We start from the raw sequence: 16,834 nt of genomic DNA on the forward strand, positions 1-16,834 counted from the left end.
CCGGTGTGATGGGCGCGTTCGTGCGGCGGTACCCGATGCCGCTGACGTTCCTCGGGCTGTTCGCGGCGGTGTGGACGGTGCAGGCCCTCGTCCTGCCGCCGGACGCCCGGCACGCGATGATCGCCTGGGCCAGCACCAACCTGGCGAACCTCGCGGTCAACCCCGTCGGGACGCTGGTCGCGTCGGCGTTCGTCGCCGAGGGGGCGCAGGGCCCGCTGATGGTCGCGGCGGCGATCGGGCTGTTCCCGCTGACCCGGCGGTTCGGGAACCTGCGGGCCGTGGTGCTCGTCGCCGCCTCGCACGTCCTCGGCACGCTCGTCAGCCAGGGCATCGTGCTGGTGCGGCTGGAGGCGGGCCTGCTGTCGGACTCCATCCGCACGATCCCGGACGTCGGCCCGTCCTATGTGCTGTGCGCGGCGCTCGTCGCGGCGTTCCTGTACGGGCGCGGGCGGGTGCGGCGGCTGCTGGCGCTCGCCGGCTGGGCCGCGCTCACGCCCGCGCTGCTGGACGGCCTGCTCGGCCTGGAGGTCGCCGCCGTCGGCCACGTGGTGGCGATGCTGGCGGGCGCGCTGATCGGCTGGCTGCTCCTGCTGCTGGAACGCCGCCGGGCCGGGGTGCCCGCGCCCGCGGACCCGGTGCCGCGGGCCGGGCCCGTGGCCGAGGTCTGACCGCCGTCAGCCCTGCCCCGGCTCCGGGGCGGGATTCGCGGTGGGGCTCGGGCCGGGCGTCCCGGAGCCGTCGTCCGGCGGGGTCGACGGGGTGTCGGTCGGCGGCGTGGCCGGCGGCGTCGAGCCGTCGTCCGGCGGGGTCGTCGGGTCGGACGGCGTGGTCGGCGGCGTCGACGGGGGAGTGGTCGGCTCTTCCGGCGGCGTGGACGGCTGCTCGGGCCGCGACGGCGTGTCCGTCGCCGGCTTCTTCTCCGGGGCCGGCCTCCCCGCCGGGGAGGTGGGCGCGGGCGCCGGCCCGCCGGGGGTGCCGGTCGTGCCGCCCGCCTGCCGTGGCGGGCCGTCGTAGGCGCTGGTGACCGGGTTCTCGGACGCGGTCGGTGAGCCGCCCTTCGCCCGCTCCGAGCCGGTGAGGCCGGGCAGCGGGTGCCGCGGGACGCCGCTCGTGGTGGCGGACGCGGGGTTGGTCTGCCCGTTGCTCGCCGTCGGGACGAGGGAGGTGGCGCCGCTGCCGCCCTTGGCCGCCGGCCAGGAGACCAGCAGGCCGATGACGGCGGCGGCCGACGCGGCGACGCCGGCGGCGGCGCCGAAGCCCTTGGAGACGCCGCCGGAGATGCCGCGCTTCGGACGCTCCCCGCGGTCCTTGCGCTCCGAGCCGATCACCACGAGCGGGCTCGGCGCGGCGACGCTCGGCAGCGGCCGCGTGGCCTCCTCCTCGCAGGCGGCGAGCACCCGGTCGCGCAGCCAGGCGGGCGCCCGCGCGGGCGCGCGACGGGCCAGCAACTGCGGCAGCCTGCCCTTCTCGAACGCGGAGATGAGGTCGAGCCGCGGCTCGGTCGTGCCGCGCATCAGGAGGTCGAGGACGGCCCGCTCCAGCCGGGCCCGCGAGGCGCCGAGCAGCTGCACGACGGTGTCGGGCGCGATGCCGAGGACGCGGGCGATGTCGTGCGGTTCGAGCCATTCGCCCGCCCACAGCAGCAGGACCTCGCGGTGGTCGGCGCGCAGCCCGGCGGCGGCGCGCAGCAGCGGGTCGGGGTCGGCGAACAGCATCCCGCCCTGGGTGGCGAGCTCGCCGGTGAAGGCGCCGCGGTCGGCGCAGGCCGTCCGGGAGAGCGAGTACAGCCAGAGCACGCGGTCGCCGCGCGGCGGCTGGTGCACGGCGGCGCTGAAGGTGTCGCCGAGGGCCGCCGCCGCGCGCTGGTCGCCCACCAGCGACCAGCAGTACGCGTACAGGCGGTCGGCGTGCGCGTCGTAGAGCGAGCCCAGGTCCCCGCGCATGTGCCCTCCCGTTCCCGTCCGGCTGGTCCATTGGACCGACAAATAGCGCATATACCGCAGATCACCGGGACTCTAGCGCCTCCCGTCCACCGCTGAGAAGTCCGCGATCGGACGGTGCGTCGAAGAGCACCCCAGGTAGCGGGGACGGCTGCGGACGGTGATGTTCACGGAGATTTAAGGAAGTTCCCGAACATCGGCGGATTCCTGATGCGGTTCAGCAGGGAAGGATTCGAACCCGTTATCGATTTACGTGAGGAGTCAACGGTGACCCGCCTGACAGTCGACAGCGTCTACCAGCACATTCGCGGTGTCTGCTTCAAGACCGGCCCGCCCGGGACGGTCGGTGCGGAGACGGAGTGGTTCGTCGTCGACACCGCCGATACCGCCGCCCACGTGCCCGCCGAGCGGGTGCGCGCGCTCGTCGCGGACGCCGGCCCGCCGGCCGCCGGCAGCAAGATCACCTACGAGCCGGGCGGGCAGCTGGAACTCAGCTCCGCGCCCTTCCGCGGTCTCGGCCCGCTGCACACCGCGCTCGGCCGCGACATCGCGCAGGTCCGCGACGCGCTCGCCGCGGACGGGCTGGCCCTCGCCGGGCACGGCGTCGACCCCGTCCGGCGGCCCCGCTTCCAGGCCGACCACCCGCGCTACGCGTGCATGCGGGACTACTTCCGCGCGGGCGGCTTCCCGGACGCGGGCCTGGCGATGATGTGCTCCACGGCGTCCGTCCAGGTGAACCTCGACATCGGCGCCGACGACCCGGACGCGTCCCGCCGCTGGCGGCTCGCGCACGCGCTCGGGCCGGTGCTGGTCGCCGCGTTCGCCAACTCGCCGCTGCGGGCCGGCCGCCGCACCGGGATGCGCTCGTCCCGGCAGGGCATCTGGACCGAGCTCGACCCCTGCCGCACCCTGCCCGTCCTGCGGGACGGGGCGGACGGCGACCCCGCCGAGGCGTGGACGCGGTACGCGCTCGACGCCCGGGTCATGCTCGTCCACACGGCCGAGGGCGAGTGGGTCTCCGACCCCGGCATGTCGTTCCTGGAATGGCTCGACAAGGGCGAGCCGGGCGAGGACGACCTGGCCTACCACCTGTCCACCCTGTTCCCGCCGGTCCGGCCGCGCGGCTGGCTGGAGCTGCGCATGATCGACGCGCCGCCCGGCCGGTACTGGCCCGTCCCGGTCGCCGTCGCGACCGCGCTCCTGGACGACCCGGCCGCGTCCCTGGCCGCCGAGGCGGCGACCGAGCCCGTCGCGGACCGGTGGGCGGCGGCGGCCCGGTGCGGCCTCGCGGACGCGCCGCTCGCCGCCGCCGCGCGGACCTGCTTCGCGGCGGCGCTCGACGCGCTGCCCCGGCTCGGCGCGCCGGGGCTCGTCCCGCTCGTCGAGGAGTACGCGCGCCGGTACGTCGAGCGCGGCCGCAGCCCCGCCGACGACGCCCCGTCCCCGACACCGTCCCCGTCCCCGATCCCGTCCCGGCTTCCGTCCGAGGAGGACCCCACATGGCCCCGATGAGCTCCCCGGGCCCGCTCGACACCCGCGACGGCGCCCGTGACGGCGCCCGCGACGGCGTCCGCGATGACGAGGCGCTGAAGGAACTGATCGCCGCCGAGCTGGGCGCGGTGCGCGACCGCAGCCTCGGCCTCACCACCGACGTCCTCGCCGAGGACGACCTCACCGCGCAGGTGTCGCCCCTGATGTCGCCGCTGGTGTGGGACCTCGCCCATGTCGGCAACTACGAGGAGCTGTGGCTGCTGCGCGCGGCGGCGGGCCGGGAGGCGATGCGGCCGGAGATCGACGACCTGTACGACGCGTTCGAGCATCCCCGCAGCGAACGGCCGACGCTGCCGCTCCTGCGGCCGGAGGAGGCCCGCGCCTACATCGGCACGGTCCGGTCCAAGGTGCTCGACTCGCTCTCGTCCGTGCGGTTCGACACGGCGAATCCGCTGACGTCGGGCGGGTTCGTGTACGGGATGGTGGTGCAGCACGAGCACATGCACGACGAGACCATGCTCGCCACCCACCAGCTCAGGAAGGGCGCCCCCGCACTGCTCGACCCCTTGGCCGAGCCACTGCGGAAGCCCGCCGAGGGCACCCGCGCCGAGGAGGTGCTGATCGAGGCGGGCCCGTTCCAGATGGGCACCTCGGACGACCCCTGGGCGTACGACAACGAACGCCCCGTGCACCTCGTCGACCTGCCCGCGTACTACATCGACGTGGAGCCGGTGACCAACGCCGCCTACCTCGCCTTCATGGAGGCGGGCGGATACGACGACCCGCGCTGGTGGGACCCCGCCGGATGGGAGTGGCGCAACAGCAGCGGCAAACGCGCCCCCGCCTTCTGGACCCGGGAAGGAGGGCAGTGGGTCCGGCGCCGGTTCGGTCGGACGGAACCCGTCCCGTCCGGCGAACCCGTCCAGCACGTGTGCTGGTACGAGGCCGACGCCTATGCGCGGTGGGCCGGCAAGCGGCTCCCGACCGAGGCCGAATGGGAGAAGGCCGCCCGCTGGGACCCGGCCACACAGCGCTCCAGGCGCTACCCATGGGGCGACGTGTACGAGGAGGGCCGCGCCAACCTCGGGCAGCGCGCGCTACGGCCGTCCGAGACCGGCACCTACGCGTCGGGTGCGTCCGCCTACGGAGTCAGGCGCCTCCTAGGGGACGTGTGGGAGTGGACGTCGTCGGACTTCCACGGCTACCCGGGCTTCCGCTCGTTCCCCTACAAGGAGTACTCGGAAGTCTTCTTCGGCCCCGACTACAAGGTGCTGAGGGGCGGCTCCTGGGCGACGCACCCGCTCGCCGTACGCGGATCGTTCCGCAACTGGGACTACCCCGTCCGCAGGCAGATCTTCTCCGGGTTCCGCTGCGCCCGCACCCCGGGGGAGGACGGCTGAATGTGCCGCCATCTCGGCTACCTGGGTCCTGAGCGGACCCTGCATTCCCTCATCTACGGCGGCGAGCACTCCCTGGAGACCCAGGCGTACGCGCCGCGCATGACGCAGGGGAACCTGCTGAACGCCGACGGGTTCGGCGTCGGCTGGTACCAGGACGGTGCCGGATCGGGGGAGCCCGTCCGGTTCCGCCGCGCCCAGCCGCTCTGGACCGACCAGTCGTTCCGCGAGGTCGCCGGCGCCGTCCGGGCGTCCTGCGCGGTCGCGGCGATCCGGTCGGCGACCGTCGGGTTCCCCGTGGACGAGTCGTGCGCCCAGCCGTTCCGCGCCGGGACGTGGCTGTTCAGCCACAACGGCAAGGTCGAGGGCTACGGCGGCGTCGAGGCCGAGCTGCGCGAGCTGGCCGGCGACGTCGCCGAGGTCCCCGACGCCCGCGCGCCGGTCGACTCCGCGCCGCTGTTCGCGCTCGCCGTCCGGCACTGGCGGGACGGCGCGCCGCTCGGCGACGGCCTCGCCGCCGCCGTCGCCGCCGTCACCGCGCTGGCCCCGGGCCGCTACAACCTGCTCGCCTCCGACGGAGTGTCTTTGGCCGCCACCACCTGGGGCGACTCGCTGTTCGTGCGGGAGGACGCGGACGCGGTCCGGATCGCGTCCGAGCCGCTCGACGACGACCCCGCCTGGCGGCCCGTCCCCGACCGCTCCCTCGTCACCGCCGCCCCCGGCGCCGGTGTGCGCGTCCGACCGCTCTGACCCGACGTCCCTGAAGGAGAACCACCCGGTGAACGACCGCATGGACCGGTTCCTGACCGCCGACGACCTCGCCAAGACGCTCCGCCGGGACGTCCGGGAGGGGCTCGCCGGCACGCCCAAGACCCTGCCGCCCAAGTGGTTCTACGACGAGCGCGGCAGTGCGCTCTTCGAGGAGATCACCGCGCTGGAGGAGTACTACCCGACCCGGCGCGAGCGGGAGATCCTCACCGCGCGGGCGCCGGAGATCGCCGCCGCCACCGGCGCCCGGACGCTCCTGGAGCTCGGCGCCGGGTCCGGGGAGAAGACCCGGCTGCTCCTGGACGCCCTGTCCGGCACGCTGCGCTCCTACGTGCCGGTGGACGTCAGCGGCGACTTCCTGGAGGAGGCCGCGGCCGGGATCGCCGCCGACCACCCGGGCCTCGCCGTCCGGGCCGTCGTCGCCGACTACGAGCAGCACCTGCCGCTGCTGCCCGGCGGCGAGCGGCGGCTCGTCGCCTTCCTCGGCGGGACGATCGGCAACATGCCGCCCGCCGAGCGGATCGGGTTCCTCGGCGGCGTCCGCGCCACCATGGCCGACGGCGACTTCCTGCTGCTCGGCGCCGACCTCGTCAAGGACCCCGGGCGGCTCGTCCGCGCCTACGACGACGCGGCAGGGGTGACCGCCGAGTTCAACCGGAACGTCCTGTACGTCATCAACCGGGACCTGGACGCCGACTTCGACCCGGAGGCGTTCGCGCACGCCGCCGTCTGGAACGAGGCGGAGGAGTGGATCGAGATGCGGCTGCGGTCCGTCCGCGACCAGCGCGTCCGCGTCGGCGGCCTCGACCTGGAGGTGTCGTTCGCGGCGGGGGAGGAGATGCGCACCGAGATCTCCGCCAAGTTCCGCCGCGAGCGCCTGGACGCCGAGCTGGGCGCGGCCGGAATGGAGATCGCCGAGTTCTGGACCGACCCGGACGGCGACTTCTCGCTCACCCTCGCCCGCCCCGCCGGCTGAGGCCGGGCGGGCCGGCCGGCTGAGGCCGCGCCCACCCGGGTTGGGCTCAGCGCTTGCGCGCCGGGTGGGCGAGGCCGAGCCGGTCGAGGTCCGCGACCAGGCGGGTCGCCACGTAGCGGTGGCCCGTCTGGTTCGGGTGGGTGCGGTCGCGCTTGATGTAGCGCGGCGCGTTGCCCTGGCCGGTCACCCAGTCACCGGTGATCCACTTCTCGCCGATCGGGTCGATGAACGGGACGCCGAGCTGCCGGGCGAGGTCGCGCAGCGCGTCCCGGACGGCGAGCGCCCCCGGCGTCGGCGCGCCCGTCCCCCACAGCGGGCCGACCAGCACGACCCGGGTACCGGGCCAGCGCTGCCGGGCCCGCTGGAGCAGCAGGTGCGCCGCCGCGGCCACCTTCGGCGCCGGGAGCCGCCAGTCGTTGTGGCCGCCGGACACGACGAGCAGGTCGGGGGCGGGGCGCCAGCCGAGCTGGCTCTCGAACAGGCCGAGGAACGCCTGCGTCCCGCGCCCCTTGGCGAGGAAGCCGGTGCCCGCGCGCCCGCCGATGACGACCTGCCAGCCGAGCAGCCGCGCCGTGGCCGCCGCGTACGTCGTCTCCGGCTCGACCCCGCGGTCGCCGACCGTGTAGCTGTCGCCGAGGAACATCACCACGGGCGGGGCCTTCCGGGACCCGCCGTCCTCGGCCTTCGCCGGGCCGTCGGCGGCGGCCGACTTGTGGACCGGGCCCGGGAGGACGGAGCAGCCGGTGGCCGACAGGGCCGCCACCAGGCTCAGGCACAGCAGCAACGTCGCCGCGCCGCGTCGGGCGCGGCGAAATGTCATGGAGGACCACCCAAGAGTTCCAGGGGATGCATGCGGCATCTTACTGATCCGCCGCCGCTGCCGGGGCCTGTCGCGGCAGCGCGGTGCCGCCGTCGACACCGTCCGTTCACCCCGGGCTCACCGCGCGGCCCGGACCGGGTCACCGGAGGGCGGGAGGGTTCCGCGGTGACTGGACGGGAACGGCTGAGGGAACTCGACCTGCTGCGCTTCGCGGCGGCGCTGGCGGTGGTGCTGTACCACTTCACGGGCTTCGGGGGCGCCGGGCCGTGGCCGGAGCCGTCGGCCGCGGTGTTCCCCGGGCTCGGGGACGTGACGCGGTTCGGGTACCTCGGCGTCGACCTCTTCTTCGTGATCAGCGGGTTCGTGATCCTGATGAGCGCGTGGGGGCGCGGGCCGGGCGAGTTCGGCGTCTCCCGGCTGGTCAGGCTGATGCCCGCGTACTGGGTGAGCGTGCTGCTGGGCGCGGTGGTCTACGCGGTGTTCCGGCAGGGCCACGGCGTCCCCGGCCTGGTGCTGCCGAACCTCACCATGCTGCAGGGCGGTCTCGGCCTGCGGAACGTGGACGCCGTCTACTGGACGCTCTGGGTCGAGCTCCACTTCTACGTGCTCATCGCCGTCCTCGCGAGCATCGGCATCACCTACCGCTCCTGCCTGGTCTTCATGGCGGCCTGGCTCTTCGCGGGCGTCTACGCCGACGAGGCCGACAACGACCTGCTGCAGGTGATGCTCATCCCGACCTGGAGCTGCTACTTCATCGCCGGCATGGCGCTCTACATGATCCACCGGTTCGGGCCGACGCTGCTGCTCTGGGGCTACGTGGCCGTGACCTACCTGATCGCGCTGCACTGGGGCGCCTGGCGCGCCGAGCACGTCTTCCGGGGCGCGAACGAGATCGTGGTCAGCGCGGTCATCACCGGCATCTTCGCCGTGATGATCCTCGTCGCGACGCGCCGGCTCCGGTGGCTGCGGTGGTCGCGGCTGACCGTCCTCGGGGCGCTGACGTACCCGCTGTACCTCGTCCACTCGCAACTCGCGCTGCCCCTGCTGGACGCCCTGTACCCGGACCTCGGGAAGTGGCCCGCGCTGTGCGTCGTCGTGGCCGCGTCCCTGCTGAGCGCGTACGCCGTCCACCGCTTGGTCGAACGGCCGGGAGCGGCATGGATGAAGGCGCGCTTGTACGCGTCGCTGGAGCCCCTGCGCCGCTCGGTGGAAACGTCTAAGTTTGTCGGTCATGGTGGACGGGGCGGTCCTGCTCGCAACGGCATTGAGCCTCCTGGCCGCACCCCGGTCGATGCGATGCCGCCCGCGCGGGCGGAGGAAGTGGACCTGGCGCGGAGTTGAGTTACGTGCGCGCGGCCTGGCACGTCCGGAGCCGTTCCTTGGCCTGGTGGTCGCTCTCGTCTACCTGAACCAGGCGCTGTTCACCGTGTTCGTGCTGCGCGTCCACGGCGGGGACGCGTCGTTCGTCGCGCGATACCTGCCGGAGGGCTGGTTCGCGCTGGCGGACGGCTCGGCCATGCGCGCCCTGGCGGAGCACTTCCCGGCGCCCGAACTGCTGGCACCGTCCGTCCTGCGGGTGCAGGGGTTCCTTGAGCTTCCGCTCGTGCTGCTCGCCTATGCCACGGTGCTGAGGTGGTTGGACCGCGGCTTGTACCGGCGCTTGGCCGGCTCATGGCTGGTGTGGGCGGCGTCGTTCTTCTACACGTTCGTCTTCTGCGTGGTCGAGTGGGACCTGCACAACCCCTACACGATGGACGACATCGTGATCCGGTCGTGCTCCGCCGTGGTGACCCCGCTGCTGCTCTGGTGGCTGGCAGACCGCGAGGACGACGCTCCCGAGCAATCGTCGTTCGCGCAGATGCTCCTCTTCGCCGTCTCCGTGTGGGCTCTGGGGCACCTTGTACTGACCGTCTACGACACCGCCCTGCTCTACAACCTCGGCCACCTGAGCGGACGCCTGCCCGGCGCGGTCGCCGCCCTGTGCGTTCTTGTAGCCGCGCGCTTGGCCTCGTCCCGGATGGGCGACGGTGAAGCCGGTGTGGCGCTGTCGTTCGTGACGAGCGGCCTGAGGTGGGCGCTGGCCCTCTTCTTCGTCCCGGCCCTGGCCGTCCGCTACGGCGTGAACTTCGGCACGCCGCTGGTCGCGGTGGCTGCGGCGCTGGCCATCTGCCTGGCCGCCGCCGTACACGTCCGGCGAGAGACCCTGTCGGGCGTCGGCACGGCCCGCATCGCGCTCTGGGCGGCGCAAACGGCGGCCGCGCTCCTCGCCGGTGCCGCAGCCGGGTACGCGGCGCTGCAGTTGGTGACCGACACCTACTACGAGGCGGGGCTCCTCCGCGCGGCAGGCATCGCCTTCGCCGTGGTCGTCGCCGTGTGCGCCGCGACCGACCGGTGGCTCGCCCGCCGCTCCGGAGCCGTCGCCGCCCCGTGACCGGGGGGGTGTGACACTTCCGGGACGGCGGGCGCTGAACGGGTATGAGCGTCCGGCCGATGTGAGCGGGCTTCGGCCGGACGCCTTTCCTCCGGCGGGCCCGCATCCCCCGGTCGGGCCCGCCGGGGGCTCCACCCTGGAACGGTCCCGTCAGGCGAGCGGTCTTATCAGGCGGATGGGGTCGGGGAGTCATCCGGCGGCCGCAGCTCGTCGGTGTAGCTGACCGGCAGCCGGCGCATCACCCCCGACTCGTCGACGGAGTACTGGCCGAGCCGCCACAGCGGCGGCGAGTAGGCGTGGATCGAGACGCTGGCCTCCTCCACGCCGGTGAGCCGGTGGATGTGGTCGGGGCCGAAGGCGAACGACTCGCCCTCCCGGACCACCGTGCGCAGCGGCTCGCCGCCCATCCGCGGGTTGTTCTCCTCGATGGCCCCGGCGACGACGCGGACGGCGCCCGACGACACGTCGTGGTCGTGCCACCCGGTGTCGTTCTCCGGCGTCCAGCACAGCAGCCAGACGTCCACGTGCTCGTCCCGGTGGAGGGAGGCGTAGTGGCGCCGCCCCTCGGGGAACTCGACGCGGGGCCGCCACAGGCCGGGCCGCTCCGCCAGGCCGTCGACCAGCTCCCGCAGCTCGCGCTTGTCGAGGGGGCGGCCGGGCAGGTTCTCCAGACCGGTGGCGCGGGGCAGGACCTCCGAGGACACGGGTACTCCTTTCCGAACTGACGCAGGGCGCGGCGAAGCCGCTGAGCAGCGGTACTGAACCGCATCAGTTAACCGTTTCAGTGAACCGCTTCAGCAACCATGCCGTCAAGGTCGTGCTCCTTGCCCTGTCGGCGGCGGCCTCTAGGGTTGGAGGGATGTCGGAGAAGCGCAAGCGCGCGACCATCCGGGAAGTGGCGCAGGCGACCGGTTTGTCGCCTGCGGCGGTGTCGTACGCGCTGCGCGGCATCCAGACCTCGGAGGAGACGCAGGAGCGGGTCCGCGCGGCGGCGGACGAGCTCGGCTACGAGGCCCACCCGATCGCCCGCGCGCTGGCCAGCGGCCGCACCGGCCAGGTCGGGCTGCTGTGCGGCTCCCTGGAGGACTACTGGCAGCAGTCCCTCGCGGTCGGCATCGGCCGCGCGCTGCTCGCCCGCGACCGCTACGCCCTCATCGTGGACGCGGGCGGCGATCCCGAGCGGGAGCTGGCCCTCGCCCGCCGGCTGCGCGACCAGCGGGTGGACGGGCTGATCGTGCAGCCGCTCGACCCGTCCGCCGCGCTGTGGGCCGAGCTCGCCGGCACCGTCCCGGTCGTGTCGATCGGCGACGCGCTGCACGGCGGCCAGGCGCAGGGCGAGGTCGTGTTCGACAACCGGCGCGGCGTCACGCTCGCGCTGGAGCACCTGCGCGGCCTCGGGCACCAGCGCGTCACCGTGTTCACCCCGACCGGCGCGAGCACCCCCGACCGCCCCGCCGACGTGCACGTCAACGCCGAGGCCGAGCGGCTCGGCCTGCGCGTGGACGTGGTGGTCGTGCCGCAGTCGCTCGCCGCCGCCACCGAGGTCGCGACGCGGGTGCTCGGCGGCCCCGACCGGCCGTCCGCGGTGTTCTGCTTCGCCGACTCGATCGCCTACGGCGTCTACGCCGCGACCCGCGCGCTCGGCCTCGCCGTCCCGGGCGACGTGGCGGTCTGCGGGTACGACAACCATCCGATGTCGGCGCTGCTCACGCCGCCGCTCACCACCGTCGACTGGGACATCGACGGCATCGTCCACTCCGCCGTCCGGCTCGTCGTGGACGTCATCGACGGCAAGCCCCGCAAGCGCCGCGTGGTGCGCGAGCCGGCGCTGCGCGTCCGCGCCTCCACCGGCGGCGGGGCGGAGTAGGGCCGGGTCAGGGATGCAGCCGCGCCAGCCGGGGCAGCAGGTCGGCCGCCGCCGCGATGTCGGAGTCGAGCGGCCGGTCCTCCACGCGCGGGTCCAGGACGGCGGCGGCCAGGTCGGTCGCCGCGCGCAGCGGCCCGCCGGACGGGGCGCGCCCCTGCATCCGCAGCGCCCGCGCGGCGGCGACCAGCTCGCAGCCGAGCCCCAGCCGGTAGGCGGCGACGGCGTCGGTCGTCGCGCGCGCCGACTGGGTCGAGAAGCCCGCGTGCTCCTCCACGCCGCGCGACAGCACCGCGCTGCCGAGCGCCGCCGGGGTCGCCAGGCGCCGCACGTCGGCCAGGCACGAGTGCGCCACGTACTCCAGGATCATGATCCCGGACGAGGCCTCCGTGGCGCCCTGGAACGGGTAGAGGCCGGTGAACGACGGCTCGGCGAGCGTCCCGAGGCGGGCGGCGGCGAGCGCCATGGTCTGGAACAGCGCCGCGCGGGCCGAGTCCAGGGCGAGCCCGGCGTAGGCGGTGTGGAAGTTGCCGTTGTGCCAGACCCGCCGCCCGGCGACGTCGACCAGCGGGTTCTCGGCGGCGGCGTTGATCTCCCGGGTGACGACCTCCTCGGCGTACCGCGCCGCCTCCAGCGCGGGCCCGTGCACCTGCGGGAACGCCCGGTACCCGTACGGGTCCTGGATGCGCATCGGCGCGGGCCGGTCGAAGGCGAGCAGCGCCCGCATCGCCGCCGCGGCGTCCCGCTGGCCGGGGTGCGGGCACGCGTCCTGCACCGCCTCGGCGTACGGCTCCTCCGAGCCCCGCACGGCGAAGTGCGACAGCGCCGCGACGACCGTCGAGGCGCGCAGCAGCTCGCGCAGGTCGGCGACCGCGAGCGCCGCCTCCCCGAGCGTGGCGGCGTTGGAGCTGATGAACGCGAGCGCGTCGGCGGAGCCGAGCCGGTAGCCGGGCCCGCGCGCCGCCCCGTCCGGGTCGGCGCTCCCGTCCGGGTCGGCCAGCCACGCCCGCTCGCCGAGCAGGCACAGCGCGGTCGACGCCAGCGCCGTCAGGTCGCCCGTGCCGATCGCCCCGTACACCGGCACCGGAGGAAGCAGGCCCAGATTGAGGACGTCCGCGAGAGCGCCCAGCACGCCCGGTTCCACCCCCGACCCGCCCGCCGCGAGCTGGTTCAGCCGGACCGTCAGCATCGCCCGGACGATCTCCGGGGCGACCAGCGGCCCGGCCCCGGCGGCGTGGCTGCGCAGCAGGCGCAGGCCGTGCGCGTCGGCGTCCTCCCACTCCACGTCCACCACGCGGTTCGCGCCGACGCCGGTCGTCCGCCCGTACACCGGCTGCGTCGCGGCGGCCTCGCGGGCGGTCCGCCACGCGGCGCCGGCCCGCGCGACCCCTTCCGGGCCCATGACGATCGTCACATCCGAGCGGGCCGCGGCGACCACCTGGCCGCAGGTGAGCGCGGTCCCGTCGATAACGATTCGACTGTTCTCCACGCGGCTACGCTACTTTCCCCTGTTTACCGGTAGTTATGCTCGACAACCGACGTTCCGGACAAGCTGGGACACCGAGGTGACCGTACCCATTGGTTACGGTTGGCGGGTAGGCCGAAATCGATCATCGGCGTCGCGGGCGCCCAACGAGGACGTGAATCGTTGATCACCTTTGAGGGCGTCACCAAGCGCTACCCGGGCGGCACCGTCGCCCTGGACGATGTCAGCCTCGACTGCCCCACCGGGCGCATCACCGTGTTCGTCGGCACGTCCGGCGGCGGCAAGACCACCGCGCTGCGGACCATCAACCGGATGGTCGACCCGACGTCCGGCCGCGTGCTCATCGACGGGCGGGACGTCCGCGAGCGCAAGCCGGCCGAGCTGCGGCGCGGCATCGGCTACGTCATCCAGCACGCCGGGCTGTTCCCGCACCGCACCATCGTCGACAACATCGCCACCGTCCCCTACCTCGTCGGCTGGAACAAGAAGAAGGCGCGCGAGCGGGCGCTGGAGCTGATGGAACGGGTCGGGCTCGACCCCGCGATGGGGAAGCGCTACCCGTTCCAGCTGTCCGGCGGGCAGCAGCAGCGCGTCGGCGTCGCGCGGGCGCTCGCCGCCGACCCGCCGATCATGCTGATGGACGAGCCGTTCAGCGCCGTCGACCCCGTCGTCCGCGGCGAGCTGCAGGACGAGTTCCTCCGCCTCCAGGACGAACTGCACAAGACGATCGTGTTCGTCACCCACGACATCGACGAGGCCATCAAGCTCGGCGACCGGATCGCGGTGTTCGAGACCGGCGGCCGGCTCGTCCAGGTCGACAGCCCCGAAGACCTCCTCGCCCGGCCCGCGAACGACTTCGTCGCCGGGTTCATCGGGCGCGACCGCGGCATCCGGCGGCTGTCGTTCGTCCCGTCCGCGTCCGTGCCGCTGAACGAGCGCGGCGTCCTGCCCGCCGACACCCCGGTGGCCGAGGCGCCCTCCGAGGGCTGGGTCCTGGTCGTGGACGGCGACCGGCGCCCGCTCGGCTGGGCCTCGGCCGGCGTCCTGCCGTCCTCCGGTGTGCTCGGCGACGCGCGGCTCGCACCGGTCGGGCACACCTTCGACACCGAGACCGACTCCGTCCGGGCCGCGCTCGACGCCGCGATCCTGTCGCCGTCCGGCCGCGCCGTGAGCGTCGACGCCGGCGGGCGGCTCGTCGGCGTCGCCGACCAGCAGGACCTGACCAGCGCCATCGCCCGCACCGGCGCCACCGCCGATCCCGACGCCGGCACCGGTCCAGACGCCGACACCGATCCCGGCGCCGACACCGATCCCGGCGCGCCGTCCCTGGCCAAGGAGGGCGGCTGATGGACATCGACTGGGGCTGGATCGGCGAGCACACCGACTCGCTGGGCGAGCACGCCGTCCTGCACCTGCGGCTCGCGCTGCTGCCGGTGCTGTTCGGGCTGCTCATCTCGCTGCCGGTCGGCGTGCTGTGCCGCCGCTGGGGCTGGCTGTACCTGCCCGCGCTGACCCTCTCGAACGTGCTGTACGCGATCCCGTCGCTGGCGCTGTTCATGCTGTTCATCGACTACACCGGGCTCAACCCGGCCACGGTGATGATCCCGCTGACCCTGTACAGCCTGTCGGTGCTCGTCCCGAACGTCGTGGACGGCCTGGCGTCGGTGTCCGAACCCGTCCGGCAGGCCGCCACCGCGATGGGCTTCGGGCCGCTGCGCCGGCTGCTGCAGGTCGAGCTGCCGATCGCGGTCCCGATCGTCATCGCCGGGACGCGGGTCGCCGCCGTCTCCTCCATCAGCCTCGTCGCGGTCGGCCAGCTGATCGGGCAGGGCGGGCTCGGCGAGGACATCATCCGCGGCTACCAGCTGCAGTTCCAGACGCAGATCGTCGCCGCGACCGTCCTGATCATCCTGCTGGCCCTGGTCACGGACGCGATCCTGGTCACCGTCCAGCGCCTGCTCACACCGTGGGCGCGGGCAAGGGGGGCATCGTGACCGACGTGTGGAACCAGATCGACCTGTTCTGGACGTGGCTGACCGCCTCGTCCCAGTGGCACGGCGCCGACGGCATCCCGCACCGGCTGCTCCAGCACCTCTACTACAGCGGCGTGTCGCTCGCGGCCGCCGCGGTGATCGGGCTGGCGCTCGGCCTGCTCATCGGGCATACCGGCCGCGGCGGCTTCCTCGCCATCACGCTCGCGAACTTCGCCCGCGCGATCCCGACCTTCGGGCTCATCCTGTTCATCGTCGTGATCGAGTACAGCATCACGCCGGTGCTGGTCGCGCTGGTGGCGCTGGCCGTCCCGCCGATCCTGGTGAACACCTTCGAGGGCATCCGCGGTGTCGACGCCGACGCCAAGGACGCGGCGCGCGGCATGGGCATGACCGGCTGGGGCGTCCTGTGGCACGCGGAGCTGCCGATGGCGCTGCCGCTGATCCTGCTCGGCCTGCGCACCTCGGCGATCCAGGTCGTCGCGACCGCCACCATCGCCGCCTACCCCGGCTTCGGCGGCCTCGGCCGCTACATCATCGACGGGCTGGCCCGCAACGACTACCAGCTCGTCATCGGGGGGACCGTGCTCGTCGTCCTGCTCGCCCTGATCGTCCAGCTCGTCTTCGCGGCGCTGCGCCGTGTCGTGATCTCGCCGGGACTGCTCGGCTCCGCCCGTTCCTCCTGACCGACCGAAGGACAAGGACCATGAAGAAACTCATCCGTGGCGCGGCGATCGGCCTCGCGGCCGCCCTCACGCTGTCGGCCTGCGGCGGCGGGGACTCGTCCGGCGACGACAAGAACCCGCTCGCCGGGGGCGGCAAGAGCGGCACGATCACCGTCGGCGGCGCCAACTTCCCCGAGAGCAACCTGCTCGGCGAGGTCTACGCGCAGGCGCTGGAGGCCAAGGGCCTCAAGGTGATCCGCAAGTTCAACATCGGCGCCCGCGAGATCTACTACGACCAGGTCGTCAAGGGCGGCATCAGCGTGATGCCGGAGTACAACGGCGCGCTGCTCACCACCTCGGTCGACAAGAGCAGCACCGCCGCGACCACCGAGGAGATCAACGCCGCCCTCAAGGCCAAGCTGCCGCCGTCCGTGGAGATCCTCGACTCGGCCCAGGCCGAGGACAAGGACTCCGTGACGGTCAACCCGCAGACGGCCGCCAAGTACAGCCTGAAGTCCATCGCCGACCTCAAGCCGGTCGCCAAGGACCTCGTCATCGCCGGGCCGTCGGAGTTCAAGACCCGCCAGCAGGGCCTCGTCGGCCTCCAGAAGGTCTACGGCCTGGAGTTCAAGAAGTTCCAGCCGTTCGACGCGGGCGCCCAGGCCACCCTGGTGAAGCTGCTCACCGAGAACAAGATCCAGGCCGCCGACCTGTTCACCACCGACCCGACCATCCAGCAGAACAAGCTGGTCGTCCTGGAGGACCCGGAGAACGTCTTCAGCGCCCAGAACGTCACGCCGCTGATCAACAAGGAGGCGGTGAACGACCAGGCGAAGGCGGCCCTCAACGGCGTCTCCGCCAAGCTCACCACCCAGGACCTCCTGGACATGATGAAGCGCATCGCCATCGACAAGGACGACCAGGAGAAGGTCGCCGAGGACTGGCTGAAGAAGTCCGGCCTGGCCTGACGCCCACCCTCATAAGAGCCCGCCGCGCGCCGCGCGG

The 16,834-nt window shown here is 73.6% G+C and carries 16 protein-coding genes; 12 read left to right on the plus strand and 4 right to left on the minus strand.

Translation table 11 applies throughout. The features are described from left to right. Positions 1-8: 8 nt before the first annotated feature. Positions 9-668, plus strand: a complete 660-nt coding sequence (locus HUT06_RS11590; RefSeq protein WP_368407027.1) for a rhomboid-like protein — start codon at positions 9-11, stop codon at positions 666-668. A 6-nt stretch (positions 669-674) separates the two neighbouring features. Here HUT06_RS11590 and HUT06_RS11595 read toward each other — a convergent pair whose 3' ends face one another. Further along, positions 675-1,943: an RNA polymerase sigma factor gene (locus tag HUT06_RS11595; protein WP_176195730.1), complete on the minus strand. Its 1,269-nt coding sequence runs from the start codon at positions 1,941-1,943 to the stop codon at positions 675-677. A gap of 264 nt (positions 1,944-2,207) precedes the next feature. Between HUT06_RS11595 and egtA the strand changes: the two genes are divergently transcribed. From egtA to egtD, 4 genes are read left to right on the plus strand one after another with little or no spacing between them, the layout of a single operon-like run. Further along, positions 2,208-3,452: an ergothioneine biosynthesis glutamate--cysteine ligase EgtA gene (egtA, locus tag HUT06_RS11600; protein WP_176195731.1), complete on the plus strand. Its 1,245-nt coding sequence runs from the start codon at positions 2,208-2,210 to the stop codon at positions 3,450-3,452. Then, positions 3,449-4,831 carry an ergothioneine biosynthesis protein EgtB gene (gene egtB / locus HUT06_RS11605; protein WP_176201300.1) on the plus strand — a complete coding sequence of 461 codons (1,383 nt, stop codon included), beginning with the start codon at positions 3,449-3,451 and terminating at the stop codon, positions 4,829-4,831. Before egtA ends, egtB begins: the two co-directional genes overlap by 4 nt. Next, positions 4,832-5,578: an ergothioneine biosynthesis protein EgtC gene (egtC, locus tag HUT06_RS11610; RefSeq protein WP_176195732.1), complete on the plus strand. Its 747-nt coding sequence runs from the start codon at positions 4,832-4,834 to the stop codon at positions 5,576-5,578. It abuts the gene before it with no gap. Positions 5,579-5,618: 40 nt separating this feature from the next. Further along, positions 5,619-6,572 (plus strand): L-histidine N(alpha)-methyltransferase, encoded by a 954-nt coding sequence (gene egtD / locus HUT06_RS11615; protein WP_176201301.1) that lies wholly within the window; start codon positions 5,619-5,621, stop codon positions 6,570-6,572. A 46-nt stretch (positions 6,573-6,618) separates the two neighbouring features. Here the strand turns inward: egtD and HUT06_RS11620 are convergent, their stop codons facing one another. Further along, positions 6,619-7,392 carry an SGNH/GDSL hydrolase family protein gene (locus tag HUT06_RS11620; protein WP_176195733.1) on the minus strand — a complete coding sequence of 258 codons (774 nt, stop codon included), beginning with the start codon at positions 7,390-7,392 and terminating at the stop codon, positions 6,619-6,621. A 165-nt stretch (positions 7,393-7,557) separates the two neighbouring features. Here HUT06_RS11620 and HUT06_RS11625 point away from each other — a divergent pair, with 165 nt between their 5' ends. Both HUT06_RS11625 and HUT06_RS11630 read left to right on the plus strand, forming a co-directional pair. Further along, entirely contained in the window at positions 7,558-8,733 is a 1,176-nt protein-coding gene (locus HUT06_RS11625) for an acyltransferase (protein WP_176195734.1), read from the plus strand. Between the two features lie 46 nt (positions 8,734-8,779). Then, positions 8,780-9,823: a hypothetical protein gene (locus HUT06_RS11630; protein WP_176195735.1), complete on the plus strand. Its 1,044-nt coding sequence runs from the start codon at positions 8,780-8,782 to the stop codon at positions 9,821-9,823. 167 nt (positions 9,824-9,990) lie between these two features. Here HUT06_RS11630 and HUT06_RS11635 read toward each other — a convergent pair whose 3' ends face one another. Beyond that, positions 9,991-10,527 carry a cysteine dioxygenase family protein gene (locus HUT06_RS11635; protein WP_176195736.1) on the minus strand — a complete coding sequence of 179 codons (537 nt, stop codon included), beginning with the start codon at positions 10,525-10,527 and terminating at the stop codon, positions 9,991-9,993. Positions 10,528-10,682: 155 nt separating this feature from the next. Between HUT06_RS11635 and HUT06_RS11640 the strand changes: the two genes are divergently transcribed. After that, a complete protein-coding gene (locus tag HUT06_RS11640; protein WP_176195737.1) occupies positions 10,683-11,690 on the plus strand; it encodes a LacI family DNA-binding transcriptional regulator in 1,008 nt (335 codons plus the stop codon). A gap of 7 nt (positions 11,691-11,697) precedes the next feature. Here the strand turns inward: HUT06_RS11640 and HUT06_RS11645 are convergent, their stop codons facing one another. Further along, positions 11,698-13,176 carry an aromatic amino acid ammonia-lyase gene (locus HUT06_RS11645; RefSeq protein WP_176195738.1) on the minus strand — a complete coding sequence of 493 codons (1,479 nt, stop codon included), beginning with the start codon at positions 13,174-13,176 and terminating at the stop codon, positions 11,698-11,700. Between the two features lie 159 nt (positions 13,177-13,335). Between HUT06_RS11645 and HUT06_RS11650 the strand changes: the two genes are divergently transcribed. From HUT06_RS11650 to HUT06_RS11665, 4 genes are read left to right on the plus strand one after another with little or no spacing between them, the layout of a single operon-like run. Next, positions 13,336-14,520 (plus strand): ABC transporter ATP-binding protein, encoded by a 1,185-nt coding sequence (locus HUT06_RS11650; protein ID WP_176195739.1) that lies wholly within the window; start codon positions 13,336-13,338, stop codon positions 14,518-14,520. Continuing rightward, the gene (locus HUT06_RS11655; RefSeq protein ID WP_176195740.1) at positions 14,520-15,167 is read left to right on the plus strand and encodes an ABC transporter permease; all 648 of its coding nucleotides are present in this window, start codon (positions 14,520-14,522) and stop codon (positions 15,165-15,167) included. Before HUT06_RS11650 ends, HUT06_RS11655 begins: the two co-directional genes overlap by 1 nt. Further along, a complete protein-coding gene (locus tag HUT06_RS11660) occupies positions 15,164-15,850 on the plus strand; it encodes an ABC transporter permease (RefSeq protein ID WP_176195741.1) in 687 nt (228 codons plus the stop codon). Before HUT06_RS11655 ends, HUT06_RS11660 begins: the two co-directional genes overlap by 4 nt. 20 nt (positions 15,851-15,870) lie before the next feature. After that, positions 15,871-16,797 (plus strand): ABC transporter substrate-binding protein, encoded by a 927-nt coding sequence (locus HUT06_RS11665; protein WP_176195742.1) that lies wholly within the window; start codon positions 15,871-15,873, stop codon positions 16,795-16,797. Positions 16,798-16,834: the final 37 nt, after the last annotated feature.

The organism is Actinomadura sp. NAK00032, assembly GCF_013364275.1.
Lineage (GTDB): Bacteria > Actinomycetota > Actinomycetes > Streptosporangiales > Streptosporangiaceae > Spirillospora.

What these genes read in the sequence shown, in the direction of transcription:
- HUT06_RS11620 (WP_176195733.1), bottom strand. Translation starts at nt 7,392, where the DNA reads ATGACATTTCGCCGCGCCCGACGCGGCGCGGCGACGTTGCTGCTGTGC.
- HUT06_RS11590 (WP_368407027.1), top strand. Translation starts at nt 9, where the DNA reads ATGGGCGCGTTCGTGCGGCGGTACCCGATGCCGCTGACGTTCCTCGGG.
- HUT06_RS11595 (WP_176195730.1), bottom strand. Translation starts at nt 1,943, where the DNA reads ATGCGCGGGGACCTGGGCTCGCTCTACGACGCGCACGCCGACCGCCTG.
- HUT06_RS11655 (WP_176195740.1), top strand. Translation starts at nt 14,520, where the DNA reads ATGGACATCGACTGGGGCTGGATCGGCGAGCACACCGACTCGCTGGGC.
- egtD (WP_176201301.1), top strand. Translation starts at nt 5,619, where the DNA reads ATGGACCGGTTCCTGACCGCCGACGACCTCGCCAAGACGCTCCGCCGG.
- HUT06_RS11665 (WP_176195742.1), top strand. Translation starts at nt 15,871, where the DNA reads ATGAAGAAACTCATCCGTGGCGCGGCGATCGGCCTCGCGGCCGCCCTC.
- egtC (WP_176195732.1), top strand. Translation starts at nt 4,832, where the DNA reads ATGTGCCGCCATCTCGGCTACCTGGGTCCTGAGCGGACCCTGCATTCC.
- HUT06_RS11640 (WP_176195737.1), top strand. Translation starts at nt 10,683, where the DNA reads ATGTCGGAGAAGCGCAAGCGCGCGACCATCCGGGAAGTGGCGCAGGCG.
- egtB (WP_176201300.1), top strand. Translation starts at nt 3,449, where the DNA reads ATGAGCTCCCCGGGCCCGCTCGACACCCGCGACGGCGCCCGTGACGGC.